At 70.7% G+C, this 23,884-nt stretch carries 22 protein-coding genes; 6 read left to right on the top strand and 16 right to left on the bottom strand.

Going from position 1 to position 23,884, the window contains the following annotated elements:
* Positions 1 to 70: 70 nt before the first annotated feature.
* The 6 genes from ACQCO7_RS09140 to ACQCO7_RS09165 form a co-directional block, all read right to left on the bottom strand.
* Positions 71 to 973: an esterase/lipase family protein gene (locus ACQCO7_RS09140; RefSeq protein WP_464071341.1), complete on the bottom strand. Its 903-nt coding sequence runs from the start codon at positions 971 to 973 to the stop codon at positions 71 to 73.
* A gap of 155 nt (positions 974 to 1,128) precedes the next feature.
* Positions 1,129 to 2,238: an NADAR family protein gene (locus tag ACQCO7_RS09145; RefSeq protein ID WP_464071342.1), complete on the bottom strand. Its 1,110-nt coding sequence runs from the start codon at positions 2,236 to 2,238 to the stop codon at positions 1,129 to 1,131.
* A 36-nt stretch (positions 2,239 to 2,274) separates the two neighbouring features.
* Entirely contained in the window at positions 2,275 to 3,075 is an 801-nt protein-coding gene (locus ACQCO7_RS09150) for a slipin family protein (RefSeq protein WP_464077182.1), read from the bottom strand.
* A 154-nt stretch (positions 3,076 to 3,229) separates the two neighbouring features.
* Positions 3,230 to 4,129, bottom strand: coding sequence for a S1 family peptidase (locus tag ACQCO7_RS09155; RefSeq protein ID WP_464071343.1), 900 nt, complete (start codon positions 4,127 to 4,129; stop codon positions 3,230 to 3,232).
* A 461-nt stretch (positions 4,130 to 4,590) separates the two neighbouring features.
* Positions 4,591 to 5,526, bottom strand: a complete 936-nt coding sequence (locus tag ACQCO7_RS09160; RefSeq protein ID WP_464071344.1) for an LLM class flavin-dependent oxidoreductase — start codon at positions 5,524 to 5,526, stop codon at positions 4,591 to 4,593.
* A complete protein-coding gene (locus ACQCO7_RS09165; protein WP_464071345.1) occupies positions 5,523 to 7,439 on the bottom strand; it encodes an FAD/NAD(P)-binding protein in 1,917 nt (638 codons plus the stop codon). Before ACQCO7_RS09165 ends, ACQCO7_RS09160 begins: the two co-directional genes overlap by 4 nt.
* 672 nt (positions 7,440 to 8,111) lie before the next feature.
* Here ACQCO7_RS09165 and ACQCO7_RS09170 point away from each other — a divergent pair.
* Positions 8,112 to 8,549 carry a cell division protein SepF gene (locus tag ACQCO7_RS09170; protein ID WP_010354399.1) on the top strand — a complete coding sequence of 146 codons (438 nt, stop codon included), beginning with the start codon at positions 8,112 to 8,114 and terminating at the stop codon, positions 8,547 to 8,549.
* 47 nt (positions 8,550 to 8,596) lie between these two features.
* Here ACQCO7_RS09170 and ACQCO7_RS09175 read toward each other — a convergent pair whose 3' ends face one another.
* Positions 8,597 to 9,769, bottom strand: coding sequence for an acyl-CoA dehydrogenase family protein (locus ACQCO7_RS09175; protein ID WP_464071346.1), 1,173 nt, complete (start codon positions 9,767 to 9,769; stop codon positions 8,597 to 8,599).
* Positions 9,770 to 10,103: 334 nt separating this feature from the next.
* Positions 10,104 to 11,684 (bottom strand): MFS transporter, encoded by a 1,581-nt coding sequence (locus tag ACQCO7_RS09180; protein ID WP_464071347.1) that lies wholly within the window; start codon positions 11,682 to 11,684, stop codon positions 10,104 to 10,106.
* A gap of 222 nt (positions 11,685 to 11,906) precedes the next feature.
* Between ACQCO7_RS09180 and ACQCO7_RS09185 the strand changes: the two genes are divergently transcribed.
* Together ACQCO7_RS09185 and ACQCO7_RS09190 are read left to right on the top strand one after the other, a co-directional pair.
* The gene (locus tag ACQCO7_RS09185; protein ID WP_464071348.1) at positions 11,907 to 13,190 is read left to right on the top strand and encodes a mannosyltransferase family protein; all 1,284 of its coding nucleotides are present in this window, start codon (positions 11,907 to 11,909) and stop codon (positions 13,188 to 13,190) included.
* Positions 13,191 to 13,429: 239 nt separating this feature from the next.
* Positions 13,430 to 14,452: a phosphatase PAP2 family protein gene (locus tag ACQCO7_RS09190; protein WP_464071349.1), complete on the top strand. Its 1,023-nt coding sequence runs from the start codon at positions 13,430 to 13,432 to the stop codon at positions 14,450 to 14,452.
* Positions 14,453 to 14,540: 88 nt separating this feature from the next.
* Here ACQCO7_RS09190 and ACQCO7_RS09195 read toward each other — a convergent pair whose 3' ends face one another.
* The 4 genes from ACQCO7_RS09195 to ACQCO7_RS09210 form a co-directional block, all read right to left on the bottom strand.
* Positions 14,541 to 14,756: an I78 family peptidase inhibitor gene (locus ACQCO7_RS09195; protein ID WP_464071350.1), complete on the bottom strand. Its 216-nt coding sequence runs from the start codon at positions 14,754 to 14,756 to the stop codon at positions 14,541 to 14,543.
* A gap of 466 nt (positions 14,757 to 15,222) precedes the next feature.
* Positions 15,223 to 15,708: a hypothetical protein gene (locus tag ACQCO7_RS09200; protein WP_464071351.1), complete on the bottom strand. Its 486-nt coding sequence runs from the start codon at positions 15,706 to 15,708 to the stop codon at positions 15,223 to 15,225.
* A gap of 91 nt (positions 15,709 to 15,799) precedes the next feature.
* Complete coding sequence (locus tag ACQCO7_RS09205) at positions 15,800 to 16,351, bottom strand: LysM peptidoglycan-binding domain-containing protein (RefSeq protein WP_464071352.1); 552 nt, start codon at positions 16,349 to 16,351, stop codon at positions 15,800 to 15,802.
* A 116-nt stretch (positions 16,352 to 16,467) separates the two neighbouring features.
* Positions 16,468 to 17,178: a transglycosylase family protein gene (locus ACQCO7_RS09210; protein ID WP_464071353.1), complete on the bottom strand. Its 711-nt coding sequence runs from the start codon at positions 17,176 to 17,178 to the stop codon at positions 16,468 to 16,470.
* Between the two features lie 522 nt (positions 17,179 to 17,700).
* Here ACQCO7_RS09210 and ACQCO7_RS09215 point away from each other — a divergent pair.
* Together ACQCO7_RS09215 and ACQCO7_RS09220 are read left to right on the top strand one after the other, a co-directional pair.
* On the top strand, positions 17,701 to 18,474 hold the full coding sequence (locus ACQCO7_RS09215) for a hypothetical protein (RefSeq protein WP_464071354.1): 774 nt from the start codon (positions 17,701 to 17,703) through the stop codon (positions 18,472 to 18,474).
* Positions 18,475 to 18,536: 62 nt separating this feature from the next.
* Entirely contained in the window at positions 18,537 to 18,929 is a 393-nt protein-coding gene (locus tag ACQCO7_RS09220; protein ID WP_464071355.1) for a hypothetical protein, read from the top strand.
* Between the two features lie 43 nt (positions 18,930 to 18,972).
* On the opposite strand, the gene der is transcribed toward ACQCO7_RS09220, so the two are convergent.
* From der to ACQCO7_RS09240, 4 genes are all read right to left on the bottom strand, one after another.
* Complete coding sequence (gene der, locus ACQCO7_RS09225) at positions 18,973 to 20,463, bottom strand: ribosome biogenesis GTPase Der (protein WP_464071356.1); 1,491 nt, start codon at positions 20,461 to 20,463, stop codon at positions 18,973 to 18,975.
* Between the two features lie 52 nt (positions 20,464 to 20,515).
* Complete coding sequence (locus ACQCO7_RS09230; protein ID WP_050369057.1) at positions 20,516 to 21,103, bottom strand: lysophospholipid acyltransferase family protein; 588 nt, start codon at positions 21,101 to 21,103, stop codon at positions 20,516 to 20,518.
* 154 nt (positions 21,104 to 21,257) lie between these two features.
* A complete protein-coding gene (gene cmk / locus ACQCO7_RS09235; RefSeq protein ID WP_464071357.1) occupies positions 21,258 to 21,947 on the bottom strand; it encodes a (d)CMP kinase in 690 nt (229 codons plus the stop codon).
* 120 nt (positions 21,948 to 22,067) lie between these two features.
* On the bottom strand, positions 22,068 to 23,153 hold the full coding sequence (locus ACQCO7_RS09240) for a prephenate dehydrogenase (protein ID WP_464071358.1): 1,086 nt from the start codon (positions 23,151 to 23,153) through the stop codon (positions 22,068 to 22,070).
* A gap of 261 nt (positions 23,154 to 23,414) precedes the next feature.
* Here ACQCO7_RS09240 and ACQCO7_RS09245 point away from each other — a divergent pair, with 261 nt between their 5' ends.
* Positions 23,415 to 23,831: a Rieske (2Fe-2S) protein gene (locus ACQCO7_RS09245; protein WP_464071359.1), complete on the top strand. Its 417-nt coding sequence runs from the start codon at positions 23,415 to 23,417 to the stop codon at positions 23,829 to 23,831.
* Positions 23,832 to 23,884 lie beyond the last annotated feature (53 nt).

Here is a 23,884-nt window from a genome sequence, read left to right on the forward strand (position 1 = left end):
CCGTACCCGCCCCAAAACCCCGAAGGGCCGCCGTCCCGAGGACGACGACCCTTCGAAGGTCAGGTGCATGTCAGCTGAAGACCGATGCGCAGGTCGTCGGCTTCGCCCGCGCCGGGTCCAGCGCGTTCGCGACCTCGTGGAACGCGATGCGGTCCGTGAGGCCGATGAGGGCGTGTTCGGAGAGGTCGAGGGGGCAGAGGTCCTGGATGAGGACGTTCCTGACGCCTGCGCCGGTCAGGAACTGGGACTGGTAGGGGGTGACGACCTCGTCGTACTTCGTGGCGATCACGGTGTACTTGACGCCGGGAACCGTGTCGCCGCCCGCGTTCAGCTTCGTCAGGAAGTCCGACCCTACGATCTGCTGCGCGAGCGCCGGCGTGCTGAGGTCGAGCCACTCGCGGGCGCCGGGGAAGTAGGGGAGCAGGTTGGTCAGCCCGCTGAGCGTCGTCCCCCGGTTGCTGGGCGAGATCGCGACGAGGGAGTTCACCTTCGCCGCGCCACCGAGGAACTTGAGGTAGTACCGGGGCATCATCCCGCCCTGGGAGTGCCCGACGAGATCCACTTTCGCGGCGCCGGTCGCGGCGAGCACCTTGTCGACGTACGCGGCCAACTGCTCGGCCGACTTGTCGATCGGCCCGAGCCCGTGGATCAGCGGTACGCCCTCCAACTGGCCGTAGTCCAGGGCGAAGACACAGTAGTCGCGGCCGACGAGATAGGGGCCGAGACCGAGCCAGTTGTCCACGGAGTTGGCGAGCGTCCCGTGGACGAGCACGATCGGCCGGGGATGCGCGGCGGACGGCTTGCACGAGTAATCATTCCACCCTCCCCCACGCTCGGCTTCGCTCGCGCGGGGGGACCCCCAGCTGACGGCGGACGAGGACTCGGCATGCGCGGCGGACGCGGGAACGGTAGCGGCGACAGCCGCCAGCAACAGCGCTGTCAGAGGTCTGAACAGGCGTCTCCAGTGCAGCATCGATCGATCTCCTTGCGGCTCAAGGGGGGAGGTGCAACGGCACTAAGCCCTGTGATCCGGATCACGAGGATGCTGTTCACTCTTCAAGTTACGGACGAGTAGCCGAACTGGGAAGTTACGCGTCGGTAAAAACTCGCAGACACCCCCTGGACCAACTAACCTCTCCCCGCCACCACTTCCGCCCGCACCAACTCCAGCAACCGGCCGATCCAGTTACGCCCGCCCCCACTCCCCGCGTCCCGCCAGTACGGCGAGTCCGAGAACCCGGTGTAACGGATCATCGCACCCCCGGTCCCCACCAACACCTCGGCCAGCGCGGGATGTTGCTCGAACTTGGCCCGCAACAACCCCGCCATGACGGCGAGTCGGACCTCGGCCCAGTCCGCTCGTCGTACGGCACGGCCACCCGCCTCCCGAGCCCCACGACCGTCGCGGGTGCCCCGGATCGCCGCACGATCGACGGGGTCCACCGCGGAAAGAGCCCAATACCCGTGCAGGACGGTCGGATAGACGACTCCCCCGTACTCCACCGGCGCCGGATAGTCGTTGCGCAACACGAACAGCCCCGACCCTTCGGGCCACCCGCCGGGATACACCACCTCGGACACCTCGACCGGCGCCCCTACGCCCACGGCAGGATCGTCCGCGTACGCAACGGCCTCGTCCTCCGCCGCGACCCCCGCCCGCAGATACTCCAGCACCCCCCGCTGCATCTCGTCCGTCACCACCGGCCCGTCCCCGTCGACCCGCGCCCCCACCTCGGTGAACAGCACCCGCAACGGCCGGTCCAGCCGGTCCATGTCACCGAGGCAGAAGATCCGCCGATGAGCGGGGATCGCCAGATACGCCTCCCGGAGAAGCCCCCGGCTGCGGTCGTCGGGTGTCGCGCAGAACCGCCGGATCGCATCGGAACACCGCATCACGGCAGTGGTCCGCCCGGCCAACTCCTCGACGAGGTCAGCGACTTCGAGCAGAAAGCTGTCGACCGTACGCGGCTCGCCCCACCGCCGCCCGCCCCACCCCCGAGCCGGCTCGACCCGAACCGGTGCTCCCGGTTCCGTGAGGGCCACCCGCCCATCCCTCAACCACCGCTCCAGCCCAGCGAGTTCGGTCGCCTCCCCACACACGACGACCCCATCGGCGTACACGATCAGATCGTCGACGAAGTACGCCTCCCCCATCAACTCCCGCCGCCACACATGACACCACGCACCGGGAACCCGCTCCCCGTCCACCACCCGATACGTGGGCCGCCGCCAAGCCATGCGCAAACCCTAGGACAGCCGAAGTCACCAAGCCCGCTACGACGCCTTCCCCCCACTCTCCGGCGGCAACTGCGGTGGCGGCGCCGCCCGTTCGAGGAACCGCAGCAACTCCACCGGAAACGGCAGCACAAGCGTCGAGTTCTTCTCCGCCGCGACGGCAACCACCGTCTGGAGCAACCGGAGTTGCAGCGCGGCCGGCGTGTCCGCCATCTCCTGGGCCGCCTCGGCGAGTTTCTTCGACGCCTGCAACTCCGCGTCCGCGTTGATGACCCGGGCCCGCCGCTCACGGTCCGCCTCGGCCTGGCGGGCCATGGACCGCTTCATCGTCTCGGGCAGGGACACGTCCTTGATCTCGACGCGATCGATGGTGACGCCCCACTCGACGGCAGGGCTGTCGATCATCAACTCCAGCCCCTGGTTGAGCTTTTCGCGGTCGGAGAGGAGATCGTCGAGGTCGCTCTTGCCGATGATGGACCGCAGCGACGTCTGCGCCATCTGAGACACGGCGAACCGGTAGTCCTCGACCCGGACGATCGCCTCGGCGGGAGCCGTCACCTTGAAGTACACAACCGCGTCGACCCGCACGGTCACGTTGTCCCGGGTGATCCCCTCCTGCCCCGGCACCGGCATCGTGACGATCTGCATGTTCACCTTACGGAGCTTGTCGACACCGGGAATGATCATCGTCAGCCCCGGCCCCCGCACATCCGGCCGCAGCTTCCCGAGCCGGAACACCACCCCCCGCTCGTACTGCTTGACGACCCGCGCGGCGGCGGTCGCGTACACGACCCCGGCGGTCACCAACCCCGCTCCCACCGCCACCAGTTCCTCGACCACAACGGCCACCGCCCTCCGTGCGTCAGACCTGCGTCCAGGGGCTCCCCCGACGGTAACCCGCCCCGCGTACAAGGGGGAGCCCCCGCACGCCGGTTGCGTACGGGGACTCGGAGCGCTCGGCCCGGTGCACTCGGGCAGAATCACTGACGGTACGTCAGAACACGCTCACGCCGTACGCGTTGAGCGCCTCGACCACCGGCTGGAAGAACGTCGTCCCGCCGGAGGAGCAGTTGCCGCTGCCGCCCGAGGTCAGCCCGTAGGCGATCCCGCTGGTCGAGTACAGCGGGCCACCGGAGTCGCCGCCCTCGGCGCAGACGTTGGTCTGGATCATGCCGTAGACGACGTCGCCGCCACCGTAGTTGACGGTCGCGTTGAGGGCCGTCACCCGGCCGCTGTGGATACCGGTGGTCGAGCCGTCACGGTAGACCGTGGTGCCGACGCTCGGCGTACCCGCGCTGGTGATGTCCGTGTTCCCCGCGGTCCCGGACTTGGTCACCGAGTTGTTGGTGTACCGGACCAGCGCGTAGTCGTTGGTCGGGAAGCTGTAGCTGACGTTCGAACCGAGCACGGTCGACTGGCCGGAGTTGGAGTACCAGGTCGACGCGACCTCGCCGCAGTGACCGGCGGTGAGGAAGTAGTACGTGCTGCCGCTGACGACGTTGAAGCCGAGCGAACAGCGGTAGCCGCCGCCGTAGATGGCGTCGCCGCCGGCGATGAGCTTGTTGAACTTGCCGGGCGTGTGCTTGATCGTGAGGGCGCCGGCCTTGCTGCCCGCGTCCTTCTTGAGCTGCGCGATCTCCGTGGCGGAGACCGTGCTGTCGACGGTGACGACCACCCGGTTGGTGGCCGCGTCGACGGCCCAGGCGGTGCCCGGGATGTCGGACTTCAGCACCGAGCCGCTGACGCCGCTCAGTTCGGAGGCGCTGAACGTGTGCGCGTCGGCGGCGTTCGCGGTGGGGACGGCGAAGCCGGCGGCGGCGACGAACCCGGCCGCGAGGGCGACCATGCGGGTGCGTCTCTTGTGGGTGGTGGGGGTGGTGCGCTTGTTCCTCACTTTTCGTTCCCTCCCGGGAAGCCAGGGGGCCCGCGTGGGGTCGGGGCCCGTGAGGCGCAGCCAGGGCCGGATTCCGCCCGTGAAACCAGGGATGGATGCCCCCGGCAAGCGCTGAGGAAGGAGTATTCGGCCGAACGGACGGTCGGCGCAAGAGCCCCCCGACCGCTCGCCGCACGCAAGAGCGCCTTTCGGCCGAGAACCGGAGTTGAGACTGTGAGGTATGAGCTGTTTCAGGCCAACTTCGTCTTCTGTACGACGATGACGGCCCCCGATCGGTTCCCCAAAACCCCCAACTCCCAGTTGAGGCACACCCCCGCACCCACCCGCCACCGGCCCCGACCCGACTGCCCCCGGCGCACATCTACCCGGGTCACGCCCCACACCTGCGCGTCCCCGGGGGACGGCCGAAAACACCCCCCGGAACGCCCCCTTCCGCGAACTCCGCACCGCCTCCCACGACTTCACCGCGACGCCTGGACGGGCCGCCCCAGCCCCAGGTGCTCGCGCAAAGTCGCCCCAGGGTAGAACGTCCGGAACAGCCCCCGGTGTTGCAGCAGCGCGACCGTCCCGTTGACCAGCCGCTCCAGATCCCGGCGCGGCTCGACCGGCGTCAGATGGAACCCGTCGACGGCCCCCTCCCGGTGCCACCCGGCGATCAGCTCCGCGAGATCCACGGGCCCGCCCCGGTACGACGGCCCCCGCGCACTCGCCCTCGGCCCGCCCCCGCCGTGCCCGGGTACGGCGGCCCGCTCCCCGTCCCCGAGGTCGATCACCAGCGCGGCCAGCACCCGCAGCGCGTCCGGGTCCCGCCCCGCCTCCCCGGCGAGCGCCCGCAGCCGCTCCCGCACGGCCCGCGCCTCCCCGGCCCCCGCGACGCGCACGAGCGCGACATCGCCGTACCGCGCGGCGAAGCCCCACACGGCGGGGTCACCGGCATCGACGACACGCAGCGGACAGGCGCCCGGAGAGACGCCGGCCCCCGAAGACACACGCGCCTCAGGAAAGGCACCCGCCCCTGAAAACCCGCCCGCCTCCGCGAACGCCCCAGCCCCAGCCCCAGCCCCAGCCCCAGCCCCAGCCCCAGCCCCCGAAAACGCGCCGGGAAACCCGAAGTAACCGCTCCCACAACCCTCCGCCGACACCAACCCCCCACCCCTCCCCCCACTCACCCGATCCAGCCCGACCACACCCGCCCCCTCGACGGACATCGCCACCAACCCCACCCGCCGGGTCACCGCAGCCGCCTCCGCCAGCACCCCCACGACATCCCCCGCACCCCCGAGCGTCACGAAGTCCAGCCCACCCCGCTCGGCCAGCCCCACCAACTCCGCGCAGTCCTCCCCCTCGGGCACATCCACGGCGGCGGCGAGATGCGGCAACCCCCAGGACGCGCTCACCGCGCCCCCTCCCCGCGCAGAAACTCGAGCACCGCCCGAGCGGTCGCGTCGTTCTGCCGGAACGCCGGCCCCCCGGTCCGGGGCCGCGTGAACGCCCCCGGTGTACGCCCGTCCGTATACGGCCCGAGCGCGAACCGCCGAGGATGCGCGCGCCCGTCCGCGTCGAGCACCCGCCCGTCCCGCGCGTCCACCCGCAGCAGCCCGGCGTCGGTCTCCCCCACCCCCTCCTCGGCGAGCCCCCGCAGCAGCGGATCCAGCGCCCGCCCCACGGACGCCTCCGGCAACCGCGCCTCGACGAGCGCCCGAGCCTCCACAACAGCCCCGGGCACGTTGGGACTTGACGCCCGGAACACCCCGTCCTCGGCGCGCACCTCCATCTCCCCGCCGACGAACCTCAGCACCCCCGCCCGGGACAACGCGAGCATCTGCCGCAGCCGGGGTCCGGGCGGCCCGGACGCGAGGTAGCTGAAGAACCCGTGCCAGGAGGAGGCGACTTGCCCCCCGAGGCGTATCAACTGGCCGTACACGGAGAGGAGTCCGAGGAAGACGGCCAAGTCGGCGCTGTGCACGTCATCATGACGTCGCGTCAGATCCGCCTCGATGTGCGTCCGCATCCCGTCCTGGAACTCCTCCGGCGACCCGTACCGCGCCCCCGCCAACGGCCGGTCCAGCACCGCCAGATCGAGCCGGTCCCGGGGATCGGGCACGGCCTCGGCGACCAGCGCCCGCAGGTCCGCCCCGCTCCCCGCCGCGTACTTCTCCTCGAAGTCGGCCCAGTCCATCGCCGTCCGCCCGGGGTGCGCCGAGAACAGCCGGTGGTAGTGCGCGAACCCCAACTCCTTCTCCACCAGCGGCCACACGTCCCGCCGGTAGTCGAACCCGCCCTCCCTGGCGAGGAGTTCGTCGATCTCGCCGGGCCCGAGGAACCGGGGCAGCGGCGGACGCTCACCGGTGAACTCGTACCCGATCTTCGACCGGTACGGCACACCCCGCCGCGACCCCACGTACAGCACCGGCTCCCGCCCCGACGGCACGTACACCTCACCCTCGTACCGCCCACCCCGCCCCTCGGTGAGCAGCACCATCAGATCGACGAACGCGAGCCCGAACCCCCGTACGAGCACGGGCGCGCCGGGTTCGAGCGCGGAGAGGTCGCTGTCGGCGGTGAAGTCGGGCGGCAGATGGACGAGCCCGTGCCGCGCGGCGTACGAGGCCAACGCGCGCTGCTCGTCGTCGAGTTCGGCGTCGAGATGCCCGAGGGCGAGGACGACGAGGTCGGCGTGGAGGACGTCGTAACCGCCCCCCGCACCCTCGCGACCGGCTCTCGCACCCTCGTAACCAGCCCCGGCACCCACGTGACTGACCCCCGCCCCCTCGTGACCGACCCCCACCCCCTCGAAGCCAGCCCCGCCCCGCACCCCGGCCACCGGCCCAGCCCCGCCCGCCGCGCCCGCGCCCGCGCCCGCCTCCAGCCACACCTCCTGCCGCCCGTCCCGCGCCCCGGCAACCCGCACCGCCCGCCGCACATGCCGATGCACCCGCACCCCCGCCGGCAGCGCGGCGACCGCCTCCTCGTAGAACCACCCCAAGTACCGCCCCTGAAGCTGCCGGTCGGCGAACGTGCCCCCCTCGATCCGCGCCCACTCGTGCAGCGTCGGCCCCGCCCGCACCGGCCCCTCCATGCTCACCGTCTCGTCGGTGAACATCGTGACGTCCTCGGCATGGGAGTTCATCCACAGCAGCGGCGACTGCGCGGCACGCCAGATACGGCCGGCGCCCGGTGGATGCGGATCGACGAGGTGGATGTCGAGGCCCGAACCGTCGTACAGCTCCGGCGCGTTGGCAGCGATGCGTTCGATCAGCCCGACCCCTCGGGGTCCGGCGCCGACGATGACGAGGGAAGACGAAGACATGGCAGGCTCCGTGGCGGAAGTCCCCCGGGCAGGGGGTGGCGAAGTGCCTTCACACGGAGCGGCGACGCGGCCGAGCCCCTCAGCAGGGCCGCACCCCGAGGGTACGACCGCGTTTCCCCTCGCTGTCAAGGCCGTCCACACTGTGGGCGGTTCGTCTCAGGTCGGTTGACTCGTATCCGGAGACCTGTTCCACTTGCCCCATGCATCCGCAGCTGTGGCTGGTCACCCGCTCCCACATCGACTTCGGTCGCGTGTGGTCCTGTTCCTGTTGAGCTGACCGCCACCCGCCCCACGGCTTTCGCCGGGGCGCTCCCGATGCCCTCCTCCCCGCCTTCACACGTGCGCCTCCCCTCACCCCGCACACCCTCCTGACGCTCGGTCAGCATCCGTACGCAGACTGACAATCAGCCCGCGTCGAGCCCGAACGGTCGCATCCGTTCACCCATACGCACCGCTTGTCACCCGTCCGCCACAAAGAATCGTATTTCACTCTCAGTCAGCAGCCGTACACGTTACGACCCTTGGGGCACTTGGACTCTCGACGAATCGGCTGTGCACCAGTACCGTCACAAACCCCCCGCGCGGCGTCTATCCACTTGGCGCGACATCCGCATCATGGACGACCATGGGTCCTGCGGATAGCAAGCAAGACCGCTGTGAGAGGAGGCGTCCATGGGATCGGTGCGCAAGGCGAGTGCCTGGCTTGGCCTCGTCGACGACAACGACGACGAGCGTTACTACGACGACGACTACTCCGAGGGGACCGACTCCGGCGAAGCCTGGGTCACCGACCCCCGGGTCAAGGTCGCCACGGACACGGCCGAGGAGAAAGGCCGCCGGATCGGCACGGTCACCCCGGACAGCTTCCGGGACGCCCGGGCGATCGGCGAACTGTTCCGCGAAGGCGTACCCGTGATCATGAACCTGACGGCGATGGAGGCCGCCGACGCCAAGCGCGTCGTCGACTTCGCCGCCGGGCTCATCTTCGGCCTGCGCGGTTCGATCGAGCGCGTCTCCACGCGCGTGTTCCTGCTGACCCCGGCCAACACCGAGATCGTCAACGGCGACCCCGGCGGCCACCGCACGGACGGTTTCTTCAACCAGAGCTGAGGCAGGGCCGCTCACCGGCCCTGCCCCCTGGGGTTCAGGTCCGGGGGTCAGCGGAAGGCGTCGAGTCCGGTGAGCGCCTTGCCCAGCACCAACTGGTGCATCTCCACGGTGCCTTCGTACGTCAGCACCGACTCGAGGTTCGTCGCGTGCCGCATCACCGGGTACTCCAGCGAGATCCCGTTGGCGCCGAGGATCGTCCGCGACGTACGGCAGATCTCGATGGCTTCGCGTACGTTGTTGAGCTTGCCGAAGCTGACCTGTTCGGGCCGGAGCCGTCCCGCGTCCATCCGCCGGCCCAGGTGATGCGCGAGCAGTACCCCCTTGTGCAACTCGACCGCCATGTCGGCGAGTTTGGCCTGCGTGAGCTGGAACGCGCCGATCGGCTTCCCGAACTGCTCCCGGGTCCTGGCGTATTCGACGGCCGCCTCGAAACAGGCCCGGGCCGCCCCCATCGCGCCCCACACGATCCCGTACCGGGCATGCGACAGACAGCTGAGCGGCCCCTTGAGCCCCACGACCTCGGGCAGCACGGCGTCTTCGGGCAACCGTACGTCGTCCAGCACCAGTTCACTGGTCACGGACGCCCGCAGCGACCACTTGTGCTTGATCTCCGGCGCGGAGAACCCGGCAACATCGGTGGGCACGACGAACCCCCGGACCCCGCCCTCGGTCTGCGCCCACACGACGGCGACCCCGGCGACGGACCCATTGGTGATCCACATCTTCCGCCCGTTGAGAACCCAGTCGCCCCCGTCGCGCTTGGCGTAGGTCCGCATGGACCCGGGATCGGACCCGTGATCGGGCTCGGTGAGCCCGAAGCACCCGATCACCTCCCCAGCGGCCATCCGAGGCAGCCACTCCTGCTTCTGCTCCTCGCTCCCGAACCGATGGATGGCGTACATGGCAAGGGACCCCTGCACGGAGACAAGCGACCGAATCCCCGAGTCCCCGGCCTCCAGCTCCAGACAGGCCAACCCGTACTGCACAGCACTGGCCCCCGCACACCCATACCCCTGAAGCGACATCCCGAGGGCCCCGAGCGCCCCCAACTCCAGGGCCAGCCCCCGCACATCGGGCAACTCCCCCGCCTCGTACCACCCCGCGACCCCCGGCAACACCCGATCCCCCACCCACCGCCGCACGGTCTCCCGCACGGCAAGATCCTCGGGCGACAGCAGCTCATCGATCCCGAGCAGATCCCCAGCATCGAACGTTCCCACGTTTCCTCCCAAAACTAGCACTGCTAGTTACACACCACCCCGGAACCTACGCCCCACAGTCCCACCCCAACAACCCCTCAGAAGGGAACCCACGACGACGGGAAAGCCGAGGGGCCGAGGGGCCGAGGGAGCCGAGGGGAGAAAACGAACGGGAACTGTCAACGCAGGCGACCGTTCCCACCTAAGGGGCGCGGGGAACTGCGCGCCCAGCCACAAACAACCCGCACCCGGCCCTCATCAGCAACCCACCCCCACACCCCCCGAACCACCCCCACACCCCCAGCCGCCAACGGCGCAACACCCCCACAGGAGACGCCCACCCTCCAACAAACAGTCACGGGCGGCGCGCGGGCGGGCAAGCCCCCCGAGGCCCAGGCACCTCCACCTGCATAACCCGCGGCAACCGCAACGCCATAACCGCCCCCAGCAACAACAACCCCGCACTGACCAGCAACGTCACATGCAACCCATGCACGAACGACTCCCGAGCCACCCGCCGCAACACCCCTCCCGCAGGCCCCCCGATCTCCCCCGCAACGTCATACGCCTCCCCCAACGAATGCCCAGCGGCAGCAGAAGCCTCCGCAGGCACCCCCACCACCCCCACCACTCCCGGCTTGTAAGCGGCGTTCATCACGCTCCCCAACAACGCGATCCCGATCCCCGCCCCCAGCTGATACGACGTCTCCCCCACAGCCGCAGCCCCACCCGCCTGCTCGGCAGGAGCCTCACTCAGCATCGACTCGTACGCGGCGAACAAGGTCGTCTCCAACCCGAACCCGAGCAGCACGAACCCCCCGAGCAACAACCCGGCGTTGTCGGATCCCCCCATCCCGGTAAGCGTCAGCACGGCGACAGCGGTCAGCACGAACCCCCCGCACACCATCCGCCGGGGCCCGACCCGCCGCAGCAACCGAGCCCCAGCGAGGCCCGCGGCCATCGCCGCGATAGTCAGAGGCAACAACCGCAACCCGGTCTGAAGCGGCGAAAGCCCCAGCACCAGCTGCAAATACTGCGCGGCGATCAACTCCAGCCCCACCAGCGCCAGCATGGCCAGCACGATGCACAGCACGGCGGTCCCGAACGCGGGCCGGGCGAACATCCGCAGATCGACGAGCGGACAGTCCCGCCGCCGCTGCCGCCGCACGAAGAGGACGAGCAACCCACCCCCAAGAACGAGCGGCACAAAGGTCAGCCCCCCGAACTCCCCACCACCGAGCTGCTTGACCCCGAGGACGGCACAGAACAACCCGGCGGCGGCCATGAGCGCCCCGACGACGTCCCAGGGCCCATGGCTCTCCCCCTTGGACTCGGGCAGCAACCACCGCCCGACAGGCAGACTGACCAGCATCAACGGAATGTTGACGAGGAAAACGGACCCCCACCAGAAGTGTTCGAGCAGGAACCCCCCGAGCAGCGGCCCCGCGGCGGCCCCGACGGCGGCGACCGCACTCCAGATCCCTATGGCCAGCGCCCGCTCCCGCCGATCGGGAAACACCTGCCGAAGAATCGACAGCGTCGCCGGCATGATCATCGCCCCGCCGACCCCGAGCAGAGCCCGCGCGAGGATCAGCACCTGCGCACTCCCGGCGAAGGCGGCAAGCCCGGAGGCCACCCCGAACAGCGCGTACCCGAGCAACAGCACCCGCCGCCGCCCGACCTTGTCCCCCAGGGTCCCGAAAAGGATCAGCAGAGAAGCACAGACCAACGGATACGTATCGACGATCCACAGCAGCTCGATGGCCCCGGGCTTGAGATCCTCGGTGACAGCAGGCACAGCCACGTGCAACACAGTCGCATCGACGGCGACCAGCAACAGACTCACGCACAACACGACGAGCACGACCCACCGCTGCCCCCCGGCCCGCTCGGCGGGGCGTCCACGCATGGCTGTAGCCGTCATGGTCCCGGACATGCGCGTACCTCCCAGCTGATTCGCACGTCCGGCGGATTCACTGGGCGGGGACTCCCAGGGCTCGGCCGGAGAGGAGCGGTGTCCCCGGCCCACGCAGACGAACGGCGAGTGCATCGCAGCGTACGCGAGTTCGCCCCCCGAGCACGTGGCGGACCTCTCAGACGCCACCTGCAACCCATGTGGCGTACACCACTCGTCCACACCCCCCTGATAATCGGGCCCATGACCGAGACAGCGGCACGCGTCCCCCCGACCCTGCGCCGGGCGGCCCCGGCCCTGCTGGGATACGCGGCGGTCCGTGCCCTGGGCCTGGTGGCGCTGGCGATCTGGAGCGCCGCGAGGGACAAGAGCGCGTACACGTTGTTGACGGCGCGCTGGGACTCGTTGTGGTACGTCCGCGTGGCCGAGCAGGGGTACGGCTACGAGGTCCGCCTCCCGAACGGCGACGTCCACTCGAACCTGGCGTTCTTCCCCCTCCTACCCTGGCTGGAGCGCCTCCTCCACTCACTGACCCCGCTGTCGTACGCCGACGCGGGTTTCACCGTCTCCCTCCTCTCCTCTCTCGCCGCGGCCTGGGGGATCTTCGCGGTCGCGGACCATCTGTACGGCACCCGCGCGGCGGTGTACGCGGTGCTGGTGTGGGCGGTGCTCCCGGTCGGGATCGTGCAGTCGATGGCGTACAGCGAGTCGTTGTTCACCGCGCTCGCCGCCTGGGCGTTGTACGCCGTCCTGACCGGCCGGTGGGTCACGGCGGGCGTGCTCGCGTCGCTGGCCGGTCTGACCCGCCCGGTGGGTCTCGCGGTGGTGGCTGCGGTGTGGGTGGCCGGGCTGGCCTCCCTGCTCCGGGAACGGACCGCGCCCGGCCCGGGTTCCTCCGGCGAGCCCGTTCACTCGTCCGTGTCACCCGGCGGCACGGCGCCCGCGACCGGCGCGCAGGAGGCGGCGCGCGCCCCCGACACCTCCGTCCTCGCCCCGCCCCCGCGCGCGGGGACACCCACCGGCGCGCGGAACCTGCCGCGCGCCCTGGGGCTCCTGCTCGCGCCGCTCGGCTCGCTCGGCTACGTCCTGTGGGTCGGCCACCGCACCGGCGACGGCCCGCTCGGCTATCTCGACGTCCAGGCGGGCTGGCGCAACGGCTTCGACGGCGGCTACGCCTTCGCCCGCTTCGTCGCCGAGAAGTTCACCTCCCCGCCCGGCGCCCTCGCGGGCCTGGCGCTGATCGCGGGGGTGGCCCTGCTGCTGCGCCTGTACGCCGTCTGCGTACGGCAGCGCCAGCCGCTGCCCGTGCTCGTGTACGCCGGTGTCGTCCTCGCCCTCGCGCTGTGCGCGTCGAGCTACTTCGGCTCGAAACCGCGTCTGCTGATGCCCGCGTTCCCGGTCCTGCTGCCGTTCGCGCTCGCGCTGGCCAGGTCGCGTACGGCGCGGTCGGTGCTGGTGGTGGGCGGCGCGGCGGTGGCGTCGGCGGTGTACGGGGCCTGGTGGCTGAACGGCTCGGGACCGCCCTGACCCCGCCATGATCGCTTTTCGCGGACCCCGTTAATTCCCGACTACCACCGGTCGAACTCATTCATAACTCCGCCGAAACTCGCACCTCGATTGATCAAAGGAAATGAAGGTACGAACGGCCGCCGATTTCGGATTGAGGGGGAATAAACGGCATCCTGAGAGCAATCCCACATCACATCGTCATCACAAAGCCGTGGATTCGCGGGGGAACAGACCTCACTCGCTGTAACGTCGATTGGGTGCGTACCGAACGAAACCTCACCCGTCTGGACCGGGTGTTCGCGAGACTGGACCGGGAGCCCGAACGCCCGGCCCACATCGTTTTCCCGCGGATGAGCCGGCACCGGGTCGCACTGCTGTCCGCGACCCTGGCCTTCTACCTGGCGATCGTCTGGCTCGTGGTGACGACCTCGTGGCTGGTCCGGTTCGACTGGCAGGTCATGTTCTTCCGGCCGTACCAGCAGTGGCCGTCGATCCACGCCTTCCTCGACTACTACGTCGTCCTCGGCCAGCGCGGCCCGACGGCGGTGATGGTCGCGGCCTGGCTCGGCTGGCGTTCGTGGCGCCAGCACACCCTGCGCCCGCTGCTCACGCTCGGCGCCTCGCTGCTGCTGCTGAACATCACGGTCGGCGCCGCGAAGATCGGCATGGGCCGCCTCGGACCCCACTACGCGACGACCGTCGGCTCGAACGAGATGGGCCTGGGCGGCGATATATTCCCCAGCGGCCACACCGCCAACGCGGTCGTGACCTGGGGAATCCTGGCGTATCTGGCGTCCACGCCGAGAGCCCGCCGCTGGCTGTCCGCCGTCTCCGCGCTGGTGTCGCTGGGAGTCGGCCTGACCACCGTCTACCTCGGTACGCACTGGCTGAGCGACGTCCTGCTCGGCTGGGCCGCCGGCCTGCTGGTCCTGCTGGCGCTCCCCTGGTGCGAGCCCCTGATCGCCCGCGCCGAGGCCGGAATCCTGGACCTGCGCGACCGCCTGCGCGACCGTCGCAGCACCGCGCCCGCGCCTGTGCCCACGCCCGTGCCCGCCGCGCCGGTCACCGTGCCCGTCTCGCTGGTGGCCCCCCGCAAGGTCGTCGACCTGGAGAAGGCCCCGATCCCGCGCCCGCCGAGAGCCCCGGCCTACCTGGCACCCGGCCCGCACACCACGCGCGCCGAGCGCACCCCGGTCACCCCGATCGGCAGCCGCCGCCCCCCGCACGCCGACCGGCTGCCTCGCGGTACGACGGCCTCGGCCGCCCGCCCCGGCGCCTGAGAAGCACCGGTACGCACACCCCGGAGCCCTACGACGACGGCGCCGGCCCAGTTGGGAAACTGGGCCGGCGCCGTCGTCGTAGGGCGTCTCAGCCCTTCCAGGCGCGGGTCACATGGTTGTCGCGGACCTCGAAGTTGAGGCGGCCCACCCGGTACTCCATGGTGATGATCGCGCCGGGCGGCAGGGACCTGACGGTCGGCCACCCCCGTTGCCGGGCGCGCTGTTCGGCGTCCTCGGCCGTGCGGCCGACGTAGTCCTCGGGGTTGTCCTGGGGCTCCTCGGCGGGAGGGGGAATCGGTGCCATGGCGCCACGCTAGGCCCACCGATCGCGCCGCGTGAAGCCCGGGTTCCCGCTTCTGGTCACACTTCAGTCACAGGATCACGGGGCGTGTTTCGGTCCCGGTCCGTCACACGTACGAGCGGATCCGGACGAGTTCCGTGCGTATTCGAACGCAATTGCCGCAGGCTCGGGCGCGGCCCTGGAAATCCACGCCTCAATTCGTTTCCGGCCGTCTGGCGCATTCTCCTTCCGGGCCCGGTCCGGTGATCTGACGAACCGTGGGAAATACCCGACTCCCGCACACGCACCCTGCTGGAGCGGGCATCATGCCGGGTTCCAGGGGGCCGACGGCGGGCGAACGGCCGGGGCGGGGCGGGTGGCCGTCGTCGCCGACGAGCTGATGCCGTTGCGGATCGGAGCGCCGGACGTCGCCTTCCCCACGCCACAACTTCACGGCACTCCCCCGCAGCCGGCCTCGCCCAGAACCCCTTCAGCACACCGGCGCCCCCGCCGGAGTCGCCGTCGGCGTCGGCTTCGGCAGTGCGCACAGCGTGCTCGCCGAGATCTTCCACACCCCCGCCTGTTCGACGGCCGTGCCGGTCGCGTCCGAGGCCGTGCCCGGCAGCGTGTACGTCACCAGCGCCCGCTTGTCCGAAGCGAACCGGATCTCCTTGACGTCGGCGCCGCCCGCGGACGCGTCGTACGTCCGGAGGACCCCCGCGAGGAGCTTGCCGTTCTCCAGCAAGGACTGTCTCTCCTTGAGGGACGTCCCAGGGGCGAAGAACTTCGTCCAGGCGGCGCGGATGGACTGCTGCGCGGCGGCCGTGTCGGCGGGAGCCGTGGGCCGGGACGAGGACGGGGACGGCGACGGGGTGAAGCGGGGCAGCTTGTCGTCGGGGTCGTGGCTGCACGCGGCGAGTGCGAGGAGAAGCGCGGCCACCCCTGCCACCCGCAGCGTGCCGTTCCGGAGAGCCATCTGATGCACCACCATGTGTCGACGTCGGCCTGCCAGAAGGCATCTTGCAGTCAATCGCCGTTGTACGACAGCCACTTGAGCCACAGCGAGATCAAACCGGCACCTGTGTCAGCGGCGGCCCGAAGACGGCCGTCGGACGCTCCCGGGCCCCGGACGCGGGGAGCACGAGGAACGTACCGGGGTTGAGCCGGTCCGGATACGCCCCCACCACATCCTTGTTGGCCCGGTACAGCGCCTTCCAGCCGCCCGCGACACGGTACTCGGCGGCGATCCCGGAGAGCGTGTCCCCGGACTTCACGATGTACACGCGCCCGTGGAGCCGGTACCGCTCGGAGCACGCGGGCCACGCCTCCCACCCCTGGAGCGCCAACACCTCCCGCGCGACGGCGATCTGCTGCTCCCGGGAGGCGAGGTCGGCGCGCGGGGCGTACGAGAGCCCCCCGAACTCCTTCCAGGTGGGCGCCCAGAACTGGAGCCCGCCGTAGTACCCGTTGCCGGTGTTCGCGTCCCAACGCCCCCCGCTCTCGCACTCGGCGACACAGGCCCAGGGCCACTGATCGCGGGCGCAGTCGTAGGAGACCGGCACGGGCGACGGAGCGACGAGGAGCGGCAGCAGGGCCGTCAGCAGAGGCACGAGCAACATCGCGTCACCGTAGACAGCGCCCCCGTACCCCTCCCCCAGCCGCGCCACACGACGGCGGGGGTCCCACCCGGTCGGCTCACCGGATGGGACCCGGTCCCGGACGCTCGGGCGGCGGCTCAGACGAGCAGCCGCTGCCCCGGCATGATCAGGTCGGGGTTCCCCCCGATGGCGGCCTTGTTGGCCGAGTACAGCCGACCCCAGGTCGTGCCGTTGCGCTCGGCGATGCCGCTGAGCGTGTCACCGGCGCGGACGGTGTAGTTCGCGCCCGGCGTCGCCCGGAGGGTCCCGCGCGAGGACCGCTCGGGAGCCGAGTTCTCGCGCGAACTCTCCCCGGTGGAGCCCTTCTTGGCGGAGCTCTTCTTGTACGAGTTCTCGCTCTTGTACTTCTTCACCGACCCGGAGCCGGAGTTGGCCGACCCGGAGCCCGAAGACCCTGACCCCGAACCGGAGTTGGACGGCGCGCCGCCGTAGGCCCCGGCACGGGACGAGCACACGGGCCAGGCACCCCAGCCCTGCCCGCGCTGGACCTTGCTCGCGACAGCTATCTGCTGCTCCCGGGACGCCTGGTCGGCGGTGGACGCGTACGCGGTCCCGCCGTAGGCACGCCACGTGGAGGCGGAGAACTGGAGTCCCCCGTAGTAGCCGTTGCCGGTGTTGATGTGCCAGTTGCCGCCGCTCTCGCACTTGGCGATCCTGTCCCACACCCCGCTGTCGGCCGCGGCGGCGTTGCCGCTCGTGGCCAGCAGACCGAGGGGGGCGAGGAGCGCTGCCCCGGCAAGGACAGCGGTCGTGCGGGCGCGGCGGGTGTTATCGGCACACTCGGACATGAAGTTCCCTCTCCACGGACCCGGATTTCCCCCTGACGGGCGGGACGCTATCCGCGCATGGACGCCGATATCGCGTTCCGCCCCCTGTGCGCCGACGTGATGCATCGGCGCGCTGTCTGTCCCAGCGCGGTCGCCGCACAGGTTCCGGGTGGTGCTCTGTGCACCGGCGGAGGAATCTAGGAGGCCTGACGAGGCGTTAGCAACCAACTCCCTGTTTCCGCAGGCCAGTTAGGAGTTACCGGGGGTAACAAAGAGGATTGAACAGCCTTCACATCCCATCATTTCGCGATATGTCGACCATGAACCAGAGCGCCCTGTGAGTCACCTCACGGAACCAAGGCCCGTAACCCGCCCGTTACTTGACCATGCGTGTTCGAATCACACCCCAAAGTGACCGACCGCGTCAGGTGGCTCGGTTCAGTCCTCCCAGGTGCGTGACTCCCACCACAGCTCGCCCGTTGAGCCTGAATGAGCCGGGGACCCACCCGGCCCGCCACAGCACCGCATCCCGAGGGAGCCCCCGTGCCGCGCATGCTCGACGTCAGCGACGAGGTACGCACCGAGATCGGCGACGAAGAAGCCGACCGGCTGCTCACCGGAGACAACGCCCCGGGCAGTTACGACTGCACGTCCTGCCGCACCCCGGGCGACTCCGAGCACGAGCGCACCAGCACCGTCCTGTTCATCGGGGACGAGACCGCCGTCCTCGCCTTCGCCCACGCCGGCTGCCTGCCCTCCCAGGTCGTCCAGGTGACGGAGGAACAGCTCCAGGGCGCCGTCCGCTCCATCGGCAGCGCACCCGAGCCCGCCAAGGCCGTACCGGAGCAGGCGGTGCTCGGGGTGACGAGCGGACTCCTGCTGATCGCCGGGGAGTTGCACCCCGCGCTGGTCGTCGAGCCGACCGCTCCGATCGCGCGCCCCGGCTCCACCGGCGCCGGGGACGACTTCCTGCCGCTCCTGATCGAGCAGGGCTTCCAGCCGGTCGGCCAGATCACCGAGGTGCCGCCGGTACGGCACGGCTGGTCGGTACTGCTCGCCGTCGGCCAGCTGCACGCGATCCTCCAGCCCGGCCCCCATGGCGCCCAGCCGGCGGCCTGGTGGCAGGCGCACCAGCCGCTCCAGGTCACCGACGGCTGGCGGGCCGCCGCCAACAAGCACCAGCAGGTACTGATGTTCGCGGCCCCGGTCGGCTCCATCGGCCGCCAGCCCCGCGAGGACCTGCTGAGGGACGCCCTGGACAAGGCCGCCGCGAACGGACGCCTGGTGGCCGCGGCCCTGCCCCTCGCGGGCACGTGACCCTCACCCCGGTCACACCTGTCGCACCGCATCCCTTGCCCACCCGGGTCGTTTGGACTGACGTGCACACATACGACTCTTCCCGGTGGCCGTCCTACGCCGCGATCCCGCCCGCCCGCCCCGGACAGGACCCGCAGTCGGCCACCCCGATCTACGACGCGCTCTACACCGAGTACGTCAAGTCCTTCCGGGCGCTGCCGGGCGACCGGAGCGGGGAGGAGGAGCTGGGGTTCACGGCGTTCGGGGGCGGGTCCGGACACGGCGGCGGCGGGTACGCCGGGGGGTACGCGGCGTCGCACACCGGCACGTACAGCGCCTACAGCGCGGGGGCGCAGAGCGCGCGGCAGCAGGGGCAGTGGCAGCGGGTGGGGACGCTGGGGCAGCAGCAGCCGTACCAGTACCAGGGGACGCAGAACCTCCCCGCGCTGCCGCCGGGCCCGCGCCGGGGGTACTGAAAAAGGGCGGCTCCGTCGGGAGCCGCCCTTTTGCTGTAACCGCTTACTTCTTCTTGCCGCGCTTCTCGCGCACGCGCACCGAGATATGGATCGGCGTGCCCTCGAAGCCGAACTCCTCGCGCAGACGGCGTTCGATGAAGCGCCGGTAGCCCGCCTCGATGAAGCCGGAGGCGAAGAGCACGAAGCGCGGCGGCTTGGTGCCGGCCTGGGTGCCGAAGAGGATACGGGGCTGCTTCCCGCCGCGGATCGGGTGCGGGTGCGCGGAGACCAGCTCGCCGAGGAACGCGTTCAGGCGGCCGGTCGGCACCCGCGTCTCCCAGCCCGCCAGCGCCGTCTCGATCGCCGGGACGAGCTTCTCCATGTGCCGCCCGGTGCGCGCCGAGACGTTCACGCGCGGCGCCCAGGCGACCTGGCCCAGCTCCGTCTCGATCTCCCGCTCCAGGTAGTAGCGGCGCTCCTCGTCGAGCGAGTCCCACTTGTTGTACGCGACGACGATCGCGCGGCCCGCCTCGACGGCCATCGTGACGATCCGCTGGTCCTGTACGGAGATGGAGTCGGCGGCGTCGATGAGGATGACGGCCACCTCGGCCTTCTCGACGGCGGCGGCGGTGCGCAGCGAGGCGTAGTAGTCGGCGCCCTGCTGGAGGTGGACGCGCTTGCGGATACCGGCGGTGTCGATGAACTTCCAGACGACGCCGCCGAGTTCGATCAGCTCGTCGACCGGGTCACGGGTCGTGCCCGCGATCTCGTTGACGACGACGCGGTCCTCGTTCGCCACCTTGTTCAGCAGCGAGGACTTGCCGACGTTCGGGCGGCCGATCAGCGCGATCCGCCGGGGACCGCCGACGGCCGTGCCGAAGGACTGCTCCGGCGCCTCCGGGAGCGCCTCCAGGACGGAGTCCAGCATGTCGCCGGTGCCCCGGCCGTGCAGCGCGGAGACGGGGTGCGGCTCACCGAGGCCCAGCGCCCACAGGTACGAGGCGTCCGCCTCGCCGCTCTGCCCGTCCACCTTGTTGGCGCACAGCACGACCGGCTTCCCGGACTTGCGCAGCAGCCGTACGACGGCCTCGTCGGTGTCCGTCGCGCCGACCTTGGCGTCCACGACGAAGACGACCGCGTCGGCCGCCTCGATCGCGTACTCCGCCTGCGCGGCCACGGACGCGTCGATGCCGAGGACGTCCTGTTCCCAGCCGCCGGTGTCGACGACCTTGAACCGGCGTCCGGCCCACTCGGCCTCGTACGTCACGCGGTCCCGGGTCACCCCCGGCTTGTCCTCCACGACGGCCTCGCGCCGTCCGATGATCCGGTTGACCAGCGTCGACTTCCCGACGTTCGGCCGCCCGACCACGGCCAGCACCGGCAGCGGGCCGTGCCCCGCCTCCTCGATGGCGCCCTCGACGTCCTCGGTGTCGAAGCCCTCTTCCGCGGCGAGCTCCATGAACGCCGAATACTCGGCGGCCTCGGCTTCACCGAGCGCTCCGTGGTCGTACTCGGAGTGGTTGTCGTCGTTCATGAAGTTCCGTACCTCGTTCATCGTGGTGATCGGTGGACCGGCCGGTATCGACCGATCCACTACTAAGTGTCGCTTAGCGTCCCGTGAGACGCTTCGCGTTTTCCAGGTGTGCGGTGAGCTGCTTCTGGATACGTTCCGTGGCCTCGTCCAGGGCCTTGCGGGTGCGGCGGCCCGTTCCGTCGCTCGCGTCGAAGGGGTCGCCGAAGACGACGTCCACGCGAGAGCGCAGCGGGGGCAGCCCCTTGACCAACCGCCCCTGCCGCTCGGAGCTTCCCAGGACGGCCACGGGGACGATCAGCGCGTTCCCGCGTACGGCGAAGTAGGCGAGGCCCGCCCGCAGCGCCGCGAAGTCTCCCTCACCCCGGCTGCCCTCGGGGAAGATCCCCAGGACGCCGCCGTTCTTCAGGACGTCCAGCGCCTGGGTGACGGCGCCCCGGTCGGTCGAGTCCCGGTCCACCTTGAGCTGGCCGATGCGCAGCAGGAAGGGGTCGAGGGGGCCCACGAACGCTTCCTTCTTGATCAGGAAGTGCGTGGGCCTGGGTGCCACGCCCATCACCATCGGGCCGTCGATGTTGTGCGAGTGGTTGACGGCGAAGATGACGGGGCCGGTGGCGGGGACCCGCCAGGATCCGAGCACGCGGGGTTTCCAGAAGCCGTACATGAGGCCCACGCCGATCCGCCGGCCGACCTCGGCACCCTTCTCGGAGGGTACGGAGGGAGCGGCCGGTGTGTCCGGCGCGGAGTGCTGCCCGGTGGGCCGCAGACGCCGGGTGAGCCGGAACGTCCAGGCGGACCGGGTGGGGTGTGTGGTCACGTCACTTCCCCGCCCGCTTCTCCTCGACGAGGGTCACGACGCACTCGATGACCTGGGTCAGCGTCAGCTCCGTGGTGTCCACCTCGACCGCGTCGTCCGCCTTGGCGAGCGGCGAGGTCTTGCGGCTGGAGTCCGCCGCGTCGCGCTTGACCAACGCCTCGCGGGTGGCGGCGACGTCGGTGCCCTGCCCCAGCTCCCCGCTGCGCCGAGCCGCCCTGGCCTCGGCGGACGCGGTGAGGAAGATCTTCAGGTCGGCGTCCGGCAGGACGGTCGTCCCGATGTCCCGGCCCTCGACGACGATCCCCTGCTCCACTCCGGCGGCGATGGACCGCTGCAACTCGGTGATCCGGGCACGCACCTCGGGCACCGCGCTCACGGCACTGACCTTGGAGGTCACGTCCTGCGTCCGGATGGGCCCGGCGACGTCCACCCCGTCCACCTGGATCGTCGGCGCGGCCGGGTCGGTCCCCGAAAGGATCTCCGGCTTCCCCGCGACCGCGGCGACGGCCTCGGCATCGTCGACGTCGATCCCATTGCTCACCATCCACCAGGTGATCGCCCGGTACTGGGCCCCGGTGTCCAGATAGCCAAGCCCAAGCGCCCCGGCCACAGCCTTCGACGTACTCGACTTCCCGGTGCCGGAGGGACCGTCGATGGCAACGATCACAGGCTGAGCGGCGCCGTTTTCCACGGGGGGACACCTTCCTGGTGCATGGTGGTGGGATCCGGGACGACAAGAACGCCCCGCACAAGGTTACTGCGTACACATCACCCCCCACCCCGGTGCCCGGGACCGCCCGCCTCCCGCCGGCTACTGGCGTACCCCCCAGCCCCGCTCCCGCAGAGCCGCCGACAGCACCGGCGCGGCCTTCGGCTCCACCATCAGCTGCACCAACCCGGCCTGCTGCCCCGTCGCGTGCTCGATCCGCACATCCTCGACGTTCACTCCCGCCCGGCCCGCATCCGCGAAGATCCGGGCCAACTGCCCCGGCTGGTCATCGATGAGCACGGCGACGACCTCGTACACCCGGTGCGCGGCACCGTGCTTCCCCGGCACCCGGACCTGCCCCGCGTTCCCCCGCCGCAGCACGTCCTCGATCCCGGCGACCCCCGCCTTCAGCTGATCGGGATCCCCGGACTCCACGGCCCGCAGCGCCCGCACGGTCTCGTCGAGATCCGCGGCGACGTCGGAGAGCAGCTCGGCCACGGGCCCAGGGTTCGCGGACAGGATGTCGATCCACATCCGGGGATCGGACCCGGCGATCCGCGTCACGTCCCGGATCCCCCCGCCGGACAGCCGCACGGCGGACTCCTCGGCATGTTCCAGCCGGGCGGCGACGAGGCTGGCCACGATGTGCGGCATGTGGGAGACGAGCGCGACGGCACGGTCGTGGGCGTCGGCGTCCATGACGACGGGCACGGCGCGGCAGTGGGAGACAAGCTCCAGCGCGAGATTGAGCACCTCGGTCTCGGTGTCCCGCGTGGGCGTCAGCACCCAGGGCCGCCCCTCGAACAGCTCGGCGGAAGCGGCGAGGGGCCCGGACTTCTCCCGCCCGGACATGGGATGCGTCCCGAGGTACCGGGACAGATCGACGCCGGCGGCCTCCAGCTCCCGCCGGGGCCCGCCCTTGACGCTGGCGACGTCGAGATATCCGTACGCGACCCCGCGCCGCATGGCGTCGGCGAGCACCCGGGCGACATGGGCGGGCGGCGCGGCGACGACGGCGAGATCGACGGCCCCGTCCGGAGCCTCGTCGGTCCCGGCCCCCAGCGCGGCGGCCGTCCGGGCCTGCTCCGGATCATGATCGGCGAGGTGGACGACGACGCCCCGCTGTACGAGGGCCATGGCGACGGACGTCCCGATGAGCCCGGTCCCGATGACGAGCGCGGTCCTCACTGCGCGATGTCCTTCCGCAGCCCGACCCGCTCCCTCTCCCCGGCGTCGCCCCCATCCACCTGGACGGCCCCCCTGACCGCTCGTACCGCCACGCCACCGCTCCTCGCTGTTCCGTCCCGCACACCACGCCTCTGGACCACCCAGCGTAATCAGCACCACTGACAACGGCGCGCCCGCCCGCCCCCTGAGACGGCCGACGCCTTTGTGCCACTCCGTCCCGGTTGCTTCTCGTTGCCGCCCGTCGGTGCCAGGATGACGCGCATGACGCTCCCCGCGACCCGCCGAACGGTCCTCCTGACGTCCCTGATGACGACGAGCGCGGTGGCGCTCACGACAGCCTGTGGCGGCTCCGACGACAAGGACAGCTCCTCCTCGGACAGCACCCCGGGGACGACGGAACTCGCCAGGACCTCCGACATCCCGGTCGGCGGCGGCAAGATCTTCAAGGACCAGAAGGTCGTGGTCACGCAGCCGGTGAAGGGCGAGTTCAAGGCGTTCTCGGCGGTCTGCACGCACCAGGGCTGCACGGTGGCCACCGTCGCGGACGGCACGATCGACTGCCCCTGCCACAAGAGCATGTACAGCATCACGGACGGCGCGGTGAAGGGCGGCCCGGCCCCGCGCCCGCTGCCCGCGAAGGAGATCACGGTGAAGGGCGACACGATCACCTTGGTGTGAGCCTCACGCGCGCGCGAAGAAGCCCCCTCGTGCGCGCGTGAAGAGGCCCCCTC

This window comes from Streptomyces saintjeani (assembly GCF_055409605.1).

What these genes read in the sequence shown, in the direction of transcription:
- ACQCO7_RS09185 (WP_464071348.1), top strand. Translation starts at nt 11,907, where the DNA reads ATGACCGAGACAGCGGCACGCGTCCCCCCGACCCTGCGCCGGGCGGCC.
- ACQCO7_RS09140 (WP_464071341.1), bottom strand. Translation starts at nt 973, where the DNA reads ATGCTGCACTGGAGACGCCTGTTCAGACCTCTGACAGCGCTGTTGCTG.
- ACQCO7_RS09195 (WP_464071350.1), bottom strand. Translation starts at nt 14,756, where the DNA reads ATGGCACCGATTCCCCCTCCCGCCGAGGAGCCCCAGGACAACCCCGAG.
- ACQCO7_RS09245 (WP_464071359.1), top strand. Translation starts at nt 23,415, where the DNA reads ATGACGCTCCCCGCGACCCGCCGAACGGTCCTCCTGACGTCCCTGATG.
- ACQCO7_RS09210 (WP_464071353.1), bottom strand. Translation starts at nt 17,178, where the DNA reads ATGTCCGAGTGTGCCGATAACACCCGCCGCGCCCGCACGACCGCTGTC.
- der (WP_464071356.1), bottom strand. Translation starts at nt 20,463, where the DNA reads ATGAACGAGGTACGGAACTTCATGAACGACGACAACCACTCCGAGTAC.
- ACQCO7_RS09230 (WP_050369057.1), bottom strand. Translation starts at nt 21,103, where the DNA reads ATGTACGGCTTCTGGAAACCCCGCGTGCTCGGATCCTGGCGGGTCCCC.
- ACQCO7_RS09180 (WP_464071347.1), bottom strand. Translation starts at nt 11,684, where the DNA reads ATGTCCGGGACCATGACGGCTACAGCCATGCGTGGACGCCCCGCCGAG.
- ACQCO7_RS09200 (WP_464071351.1), bottom strand. Translation starts at nt 15,708, where the DNA reads ATGGCTCTCCGGAACGGCACGCTGCGGGTGGCAGGGGTGGCCGCGCTT.
- ACQCO7_RS09165 (WP_464071345.1), bottom strand. Translation starts at nt 7,439, where the DNA reads ATGTCTTCGTCTTCCCTCGTCATCGTCGGCGCCGGACCCCGAGGGGTC.
- ACQCO7_RS09170 (WP_010354399.1), top strand. Translation starts at nt 8,112, where the DNA reads ATGGGATCGGTGCGCAAGGCGAGTGCCTGGCTTGGCCTCGTCGACGAC.
- ACQCO7_RS09145 (WP_464071342.1), bottom strand. Translation starts at nt 2,238, where the DNA reads ATGGCTTGGCGGCGGCCCACGTATCGGGTGGTGGACGGGGAGCGGGTT.
- ACQCO7_RS09205 (WP_464071352.1), bottom strand. Translation starts at nt 16,351, where the DNA reads ATGTTGCTCGTGCCTCTGCTGACGGCCCTGCTGCCGCTCCTCGTCGCT.